Origin of the sequence: Mobilitalea sibirica, from assembly GCF_015999265.1 — a bacterium.
Lineage (GTDB): Bacteria > Bacillota > Clostridia > Lachnospirales > Lachnospiraceae > Mobilitalea > Mobilitalea sibirica.
The window spans coordinates 134,002-142,144 of record NZ_JAEAGR010000010.1 but is presented as its reverse complement, the minus strand read 5'-3'; the positions used below and the strand labels follow the sequence as shown (position 1 = coordinate 142,144).

The 8,143-nt window shown below is 39.0% G+C and carries 4 protein-coding genes; 1 reads left to right on the top strand and 3 read right to left on the bottom strand.

Annotated elements, in window-relative coordinates; all coding sequences use genetic code 11:
• Positions 1–262: 262 nt before the first annotated feature.
• Positions 263–1,153 (top strand): ROK family protein, encoded by an 891-nt coding sequence (locus tag I5677_RS10800; protein ID WP_197661591.1) that lies wholly within the window; start codon positions 263–265, stop codon positions 1,151–1,153.
• Here I5677_RS10800 and I5677_RS10795 read toward each other — a convergent pair.
• The 3 genes from I5677_RS10795 to arcA all read right to left on the bottom strand — a co-directional run bounded on the left by I5677_RS10795 (position 1,126) and on the right by arcA (position 8,140).
• Positions 1,126–3,180, bottom strand: a complete 2,055-nt coding sequence (locus I5677_RS10795; protein ID WP_197661590.1) for a hypothetical protein — start codon at positions 3,178–3,180, stop codon at positions 1,126–1,128. The genes I5677_RS10800 and I5677_RS10795 overlap by 28 nt on opposite strands.
• 717 nt (positions 3,181–3,897) lie before the next feature.
• Positions 3,898–6,651 (bottom strand): aconitate hydratase AcnA, encoded by a 2,754-nt coding sequence (gene acnA / locus I5677_RS10790; RefSeq protein WP_197661589.1) that lies wholly within the window; start codon positions 6,649–6,651, stop codon positions 3,898–3,900.
• 238 nt (positions 6,652–6,889) lie between these two features.
• Positions 6,890–8,140 (bottom strand): arginine deiminase, encoded by a 1,251-nt coding sequence (arcA, locus tag I5677_RS10785; protein WP_243456566.1) that lies wholly within the window; start codon positions 8,138–8,140, stop codon positions 6,890–6,892.
• Positions 8,141–8,143: the final 3 nt, after the last annotated feature.

The following is an 8,143-nucleotide window of genomic DNA, read 5'->3' as shown; positions in this document are numbered from 1 at the left end:
AAATAGTGGTAGGCTTATTAAGTGCACCCTAAAACACCTTATAGAACCTATAAACATAAAAATAGCTCTAAAACCAGTGTTGGGGCATGATTCAAATGAATCACACCCCAACACTTGACAATGAGCCGATTTTATAATATAATATATGTGAAAATATGACGTATCTTTTTTGGATTTAACGGATGTATGCAACTTACTTATCAGGATGATATCCTATATAAGATAATATAGTTTTAAGAGATAAATTTATGGAGGATAAAATATGTTATTAGGAGCATTAGAAGCAGGCGGAACCAAAATGGTAATGGCAATCGGAGATGAGAAAGGTAAGATATTTGAACAAGTTTCTATTCCAACGAATACCCCTTCTGAAACCATCCCTAAAATAACTTCCTACTTCAAAGAGAAACATATCGATGCATTAGGAGTTGGATGCTTTGGACCGATTGATCTCGATCGCAAGTCGAAAACCTATGGTTATATTACCTCTACTCCAAAGTTAGCTTGGTCAGATTATAATATTGTTGGAAGTTTAAAAAGTGCCCTTTCAGTTCCTATTGGCTTTGATACCGATGTGAATGCTTCCGTATTAGGTGAGGCAATCTGGGGAAGTATCAAAGACTTATCCTCCGGTGTATATATCACCATTGGAACCGGAATCGGGGTCGGTGTATATCTAAATGGATCTTTACTACATGGAATGCTACATCCGGAGGCAGGTCATATCTTTATGAACAGACATCCCGAAGATACTTTTAAAGGGGTATGTCCCTACCATCCTAACTGCCTGGAAGGCTTAGCTTCCGGTCCCTCCATCGAAAAACGATATCATACAAAAGCTTATAAATTACAATCCAATGAAAAAGTATGGGAAATCGAAGCATATTATATCGCCCAGGGTATAGTTAATCTAATACTCACCTTCTCTCCCCATAAAATTGTTCTGGGTGGTGGTGTCATGAAGCAAAAACAGCTCTATCCCCTTATTCGTGATCAAGTACTCAAGTTGTTGAACGGATATATCAAAACCCCGCAACTTAATGATATTGACAATTATATAGTATCTGCCACCTTAGACGATAAGCAGGGCATCCTAGGTTGCTTGGAGCTGGCAAGATTAGAATATTACTCTGCGAACTGTTCAAGTTTTTGAAAAATTTCAGCTATATTCGCAAAATTGATACTCTTCTTCTCTTTCATCAGCTGATAATTCACTTCTTTATCAAGGATCTCTACATTTGCAAATCCGTCCTCTGTCTGCAAATATAGATTGCTATAAGGAGTTGGAGTGATCCCATCGGTGCCAAAACCGGAGGTATAAGTCGCTATGATTAGAATATCCTTACTTCCATCCATATTCATGTCCTGATAAATAATATCTGATACATTATAACAATCCCGCGTGGCAAGTTCCGGCAACTGATATAAAATCATACCTGTATCATCAACCAGATATAAGCGAAGCAGATACATTCCTATTCCCTTATGATGGCCAGGAATCAGACGGACTTTACCCCACTTCTTTGTATCAATCGTAACTATCTGATCCGAGAATATGGTCATACCTTGATCTGTTAAATCCGCTATATTATTCTGACCTTCCTTTACATTAAGGAGATCATCTACCAATTCAGTATTCTCGTTTTGATTTAAATTCTGTTGTATAGCCTGAAGATTTTCCATAATCATAAGAATATTTTCATTTTTATTATTTATGTTAATATCTTCATATATATTGGTTACATTCGTAAAACCAAAGTCATTATAATCATAGATTCGGCAATACGGAAACGGTATATCCCCATATTTTTTATCTTTATTCGTATATTCTTCAATTATAATGATGTCTTTCACATCCACATTATTCAAAGTTTTCGAAATAACAGTATTCTCGACAGTATTTTCAGTATTTTCAATATTTTCAGTATCTTTAGTATTCTCAGTATTATCAACAATATCAGTTTTCACAGCATTCTCAGAAGTATTCTCAGAAGTATTCTCACCAACCAAAGTATCAAGATTTTGAAAAGAGACAGCTCTGGTACGCACATAATCTCCCACCTTTGCTGTAGGAAATTTATATACTACATTTCCATCCTGATCCACAAGATAATACTCAGCCTTTTTATTATTAACAACAGCATCTCTCTCTTGTTGTTTATCCTTGCCTTCTTCTGTGATAACTCCTGAGATAAATTCGACACTTCCTAACTCTTTATATTCTATAAAGAAAGAGTGCTCTTTCATCGGTTCAAAGCCCTGGCTTTTTAATATCTCCAGATTTAGCCTACTAACCCGTCCCTCTGTCTGAGCCAAAACCACATCCAGGTGGTCAAAGTCCCTTCTCCACCAATCAATTGTTACCGGCAGGGTATCCTTATGGGAACTGTTAGTATAATATCTTACTACATCTCCATCAATCAACGCTGCCCAAAAGGTATGTTCCGGTCCAACCATAATGATCCCTTCCATAACAGCAGACAAACCTCGAACCCCACCTGTGAAAACCTGTGCCATGAAGCCATCCAGGTCTTCTGTTTGATAACAAAGCTGATAGACGCTTTGAAACAGCTCATAGTCCTCTTTTACCAAGTCTTTGAATGCTTCCAGTTGGGAATTGTCACTAAAAACACCCAATTGTATAAAATCAGTCCCTGTTTTTTCTTGTACTCTTTTTTTATAATCACCGTCTATCGTAACACCGATGCCCATAACTCCGATAAAATCTGTTGTCTTCACTGAAAGCACATCTTCTATTATATGAAATTCGATTGTATAGCCGTACTCATCGTCCTGAAAAACTGCTTGATCGTTCTTCAACCCGACAACCCCTTTTGTCATACCTATATGGCTACCATTATAGGCGTCAAAGGAAAATTCAAATAAGTTATCTTCTTGTAACGTAATCGTAAGTTCTGAACCATTAAATTCGGTATCTCCTTGCCGGTTCCAAGTGCCCTCCAAAATATAGTTCGAGTCTTGTGTAACTGTCTCCTGATCATCATAATGTGCCGCTAGTCTCTCCATATCATTCTGAGCGGTGACCTGATTAGGATTCGAAACAATCGCTTCTTTTCTATTCATCCGTTGCCACACATAGAATCCTGCACCCATCATAATGATAGACAATACAAAACCCAGCAACATACCTATGTAAATATCCTTTTTTCTTCTCCTCATTTAACCACCCTCACACTAATACGGATATTATTCATAGCGATTTATTCCACCATTTTTCGTTCCTTACCACAGACTTGTTCTCTGTTAAACTTCTTACAGGTTAACTCATTCCTTCTGAAATACACATATAATGCAATCACTATTCATTAGGAATACAATTATTATTGCATTCACCATACTTTATGAATTATTCATTATGTGATTAACCATTCATTCATAATCTACACAATTCTATATGTAATCCATATTATTTAAATAATTCACATTATTAAATTCTCAATATATATTCTACTTTTATAGAATATCTTAATTCCAACTATTTGCCAAGCTATTATTTTGCTTCATTGGTATAAATTATGAGATACTCTTTGAACTAAAACCTGCAGCTATAAGTCAATTGCTTCTTCAAGATGTTTCAGTGTAGTGTTGGTCGTATTAACTGATTTGGATTTCAACCATAATAAAGATAAACTTCATTTACAAATGGGTCGTTCGTACAAAATATCTAATCAAAAAAGCGGGAGATAAGGTCACCATACTTAAGTTGAATTACACACATTCGATGATTTGATTTCTTAATACGTACATCATATTCGTATCAGGTAATACAAATCGTCAAATAGGTTCTCCAAAATGTATTAAGGTGATCCCATCTCCCGCCTTCTTTATCAAAAATTTTTATTGTATGACAACTCATCCATGTGAAAGTGAATTATGTTACTCTTCAATTGCAAGCTTTTGCCTTAAGACCATCTGAAGAATACCACCGTGACGGTAATAATCCACATCTACTGCTGAATCAAATCTTGCAATTGTATCAAACACAATACTTTTACCCTCAGAGGTCTTAGCAGTAACCTGAATGGTATCTCTGGGTTTTACGGTATCTTTTAGTTTTACTTCATACACTTCATCTCCGGTTAGTCCAAGACTTTCTGCAGATTGACCTTCTGTGAATTGTAAAGGCAGAACGCCCATCATAACTAGATTGGACCTGTGAATTCTCTCAAAGCTTTCCGCTATCACTACTTTAACTCCCAATAAGCTGGGACCTTTCGCTGCCCAGTCTCTGGAAGAGCCCATCCCATAGTCCTTGCCGGCCAGTACAACTAATCCGGTACCTGTTTCCTTATACTTCATGCAGGCATCATATATCGGCATAACCTCCCCGGTTGGCCAATAGGTGGTAAAGCCTCCTTCTGTCTCCGGTGCAATTCGGTTACGGATACGGATGTTGGCAAAGGTTCCCCGCATCATCACCTCATGATTACCCCTTCTGGAGCCATAGGTATTAAACTCCGTATTTTTTACCCCATGTTCCATTAGATACTTGCCGGCAGGGGTATTCTTACCAATGGCTCCTGCCGGGGAGATATGATCGGTTGTAATTGAGTCCCCGAATTTTGCAATTACCCGTAGTTCGGATAATGACTTAATGTTACCCGGTTCTTTGGATAACTCTACAAAGAAGGGAGGATTTTGTATATAAGTGGACGTTTCATCAAATGCATATAATTTATCTTCATCTGACATAATGGCATTCCACATATCATTATTGTCATATACTTTTTCATATTCTTTTTGGAATAATTCCGGTTTTACATGCTTACTGATAATCTCGTTAAGTTCTTCCTTGTTCGGCCAGATATCCTTAAGATATACCTCATTTCCTTGCGTATCCTTACCAAGGGGCTCCTTCTCTAAATCTATGTTAACCGTACCGGCCAAAGCATAGGCAACAACCAAGGGCGGTGAAGCCAGATAATTTGCTTTCACCAGAGGGTGAATCCGACCTTCAAAATTCCGGTTACCGGACAGTACGGAAGCACCCAGCAGATCATTATCCGTAATCGCTTTCGTTATCTCCGGAAGCAAAGGGCCGGAATTACCGATACAGGTAGCACATCCATAGCCTACGATATGAAAGCCCAGTTCATCTAAAAAAGACTGTAAGCCGGAGCTTTCCAGATAACCGGATACCACCTTGGATCCGGGAGCAAGGGAAGTCTTAACATGAGCCGGTACTCTAAGTCCCTTCTCCACCGCTTTTTTCGCCAGAAGCCCTGCCCCCAACATTACCGATGGATTCGAGGTATTGGTACAGGAGGTTATGGAGGCAATGGCGATAGAACCGGTCTTCATAAGACTTTCTCTGCCATCAGCCAGTGTGACCTTAACCCCTTTATTAAATTCCTCTTCTGAAAGCCCGTGTCCCTGATTTCCTTGGGGCGCAGTCACGGAGTCGATAAAGGCCTGTTTCATCTGTCCCAGTGGTATTAGGTCTTGAGGACGCTTCGGCCCTGAAAGGGAGGTTTCAACTGTTGATAAATCCAGTTCAATTACTTCCGTATAAACTGGTTCAGGAGAATCTTTTTGATAGAACATATCATTCTGAATTAAATACTCACGAACCAAATCTACATGCTCCGGTGAGCGCCCTGTAAGTATCAGATACTTTAAGGTTTCTTCATCTACTGGGAAGAAGCCGCAGGTTGCCCCATATTCCGGTGCCATATTCGCTACGGTCGCCCTGTCTGCTAAAGATAAATTCGATACACCGCTGCCAAAATACTCCACGAATTTGCCGACGACACCTCTTTGCCTTAATAGCTGTGTAACCCGCAGTGCCAGGTCCGTTGCTGTTGCCCCAAGGGGCAGCTCCCCAGTCATCTTCACACCGATTACCTCCGGAACAGGAAAATAAGACGGCTGGCCAAGCATTCCGGCTTCTGCCTCAATTCCACCGACACCCCAGCCTAGTACCCCAAGTCCATTAATCATAGTAGTATGGGAATCTGTTCCGACAAGTGAGTCCGGGTATACGATCGATCGGTCTTCTTCATTCTTTGTTATAACAACCTGTGCCAGATACTCAAGATTAACCTGGTGAACGATTCCCGTTGCTGGAGGAACTACGGTAAAATTACGAAACGCTTTCTTTGCCCAATTAAGAAATTGATATCTTTCGTTATTTCGTTGAAACTCCAGCTTCATATTTTCCACCAGGGAGGATAATGCTCCATAGTAATCGACCTGTACTGAATGATCAATTACTAAGTCAACCGGAACCTCCGGATTGATCTTATCAATCATAGTTTCCTTATGATCTAATGTATGATTACCGCCTTGGCTGTCTGCTGCTTCTGCCATTGCTACCCTCATAGCTGCCAAGTCAAGAACAGCCGGAACACCGGTAAAATCCTGTAAGATAACACGGGCCGGTTTAAAGGGGACTTCTGCTTGTTTTTGGGTATCATCCCTGTACCAGCCGGCCAGATTTTTAATATGCTCCTCTGTTATTCCATGGCCATCCCATTGCCTTAATACGGATTCTAATAATACCTTAATAGAGTAAGGTAACTTCTTAATATCATATCCTTCCTCTTCCAGTGTTCTAAGGCTGTAGAATTCATACGAACGACCTTTTAAATCAAAGTTTTTTATTGCTCTGTCTCTTAAATTCTGTTTCATATCCTTCACCTCTTTTTCGTTTATTAACCTCACATTTTTGTAAGTCGCTTTCCAATTCTATCTATACAAACTGTTATGAAGTTTTTATTTCACAGTATTAGAATATACTTCTTTTCGTTCAAATCCTATGGTAAACATATTCCTATTATATTGGATATACCCTTGTATCCTTGTTAGCTTGTTACCTTACTATTTTACTATAACATGATCTTCTTATCCATATTAATCGATAAATATTTTATAATAAATCTCTTATGAGGGGCATACTCATACATCTTGGGCCACCTCTGCCTCTTGACAGTTCATAGGAGTCAAATTCTAATACCTCAATTCGGTTTTTTCTCAATGCTTCATTGGTAATATAATTACGATTATAACATATTACTTTACCCGGTGAAATGGCTAGGGTATTGCTTCCGTCCGTCCATTGCTCCCTGGCTGCAGCAATCCGATCACCGCCTCCGCATCGAATTAAGTTTACCGCCGGTAACTTCATATGCTCCTTCAGTATTACGGCTAAATCCTCATATTCATATCTTATATGCAGTTCATTCTCTTTTCCTTTCGTTATACTGTACACATCCAATGGTTCTTCAATTCCCGGATAAATCGTAAATTGATCATAATCTACCATAGTAAAAACAGTATCCAGATGCATATATGCCCTCTTTTTCGGAATATCAAACGCAAGAACCGTTTCAAACCCTTCCTCCGAAGATAATAAGTGATGAGCCACTCGTTCTACAGCTGTCGGATCAGTTCGGTCACTGATGCCGATAGCTACCACTTTATTTGATAATACCAGTATATCTCCACCTTCGATTGGATGCGTCTTATCCCTATTATACCACCTCTTTGCATCCTGAAATCTCGGATGATAATTAAAGATATATTTTGCGAATAAGGTTTCCCTATTTCTTGTTTCATTGGACATTACATTTAAGGATATACCGCTTCCAATCGATGCAAATGGGTCCCTTTGAAAATATAGATTTGGGATAGGATCTAAGTAAAATGGGTAAGGGTTTTTAACCATATCTCCCAAGGACTTCGGTTTAATATGCTTTAGTTCATTGGTACGAACGCCGGCAATACATTTATCAATCATATCCTTTGGTGATAAACCGCCAAAAAACTCCGTTAGAGCTTCTTGGAGACCCCTGGTGACTGCCTTTCCCTCTATCATAAACTCCTTAAGGAATTCCTCTCGAATCTTTTGATCTCCTAATATATCCTCCATTAAATCCGTCAGGTAAACCACTTCTACCCCTTCGTCTCTTAGTAAATCTGCAAACTGATCATGTTCTCTTTTTGACTGCTCCAGATATACAATTTCATCAAACAACAGTCTTCTCAGATAATCCGGAACAATATTTTCCACTTCCTGTCCGGGCCGATGAAGAAGAACGGTTCTTAGCTTACCGATTTCATTATATACACAAATGCTCTTATTCGTTTGCGCTCCTGTCATCTTAATGTTCCTTTCCATATT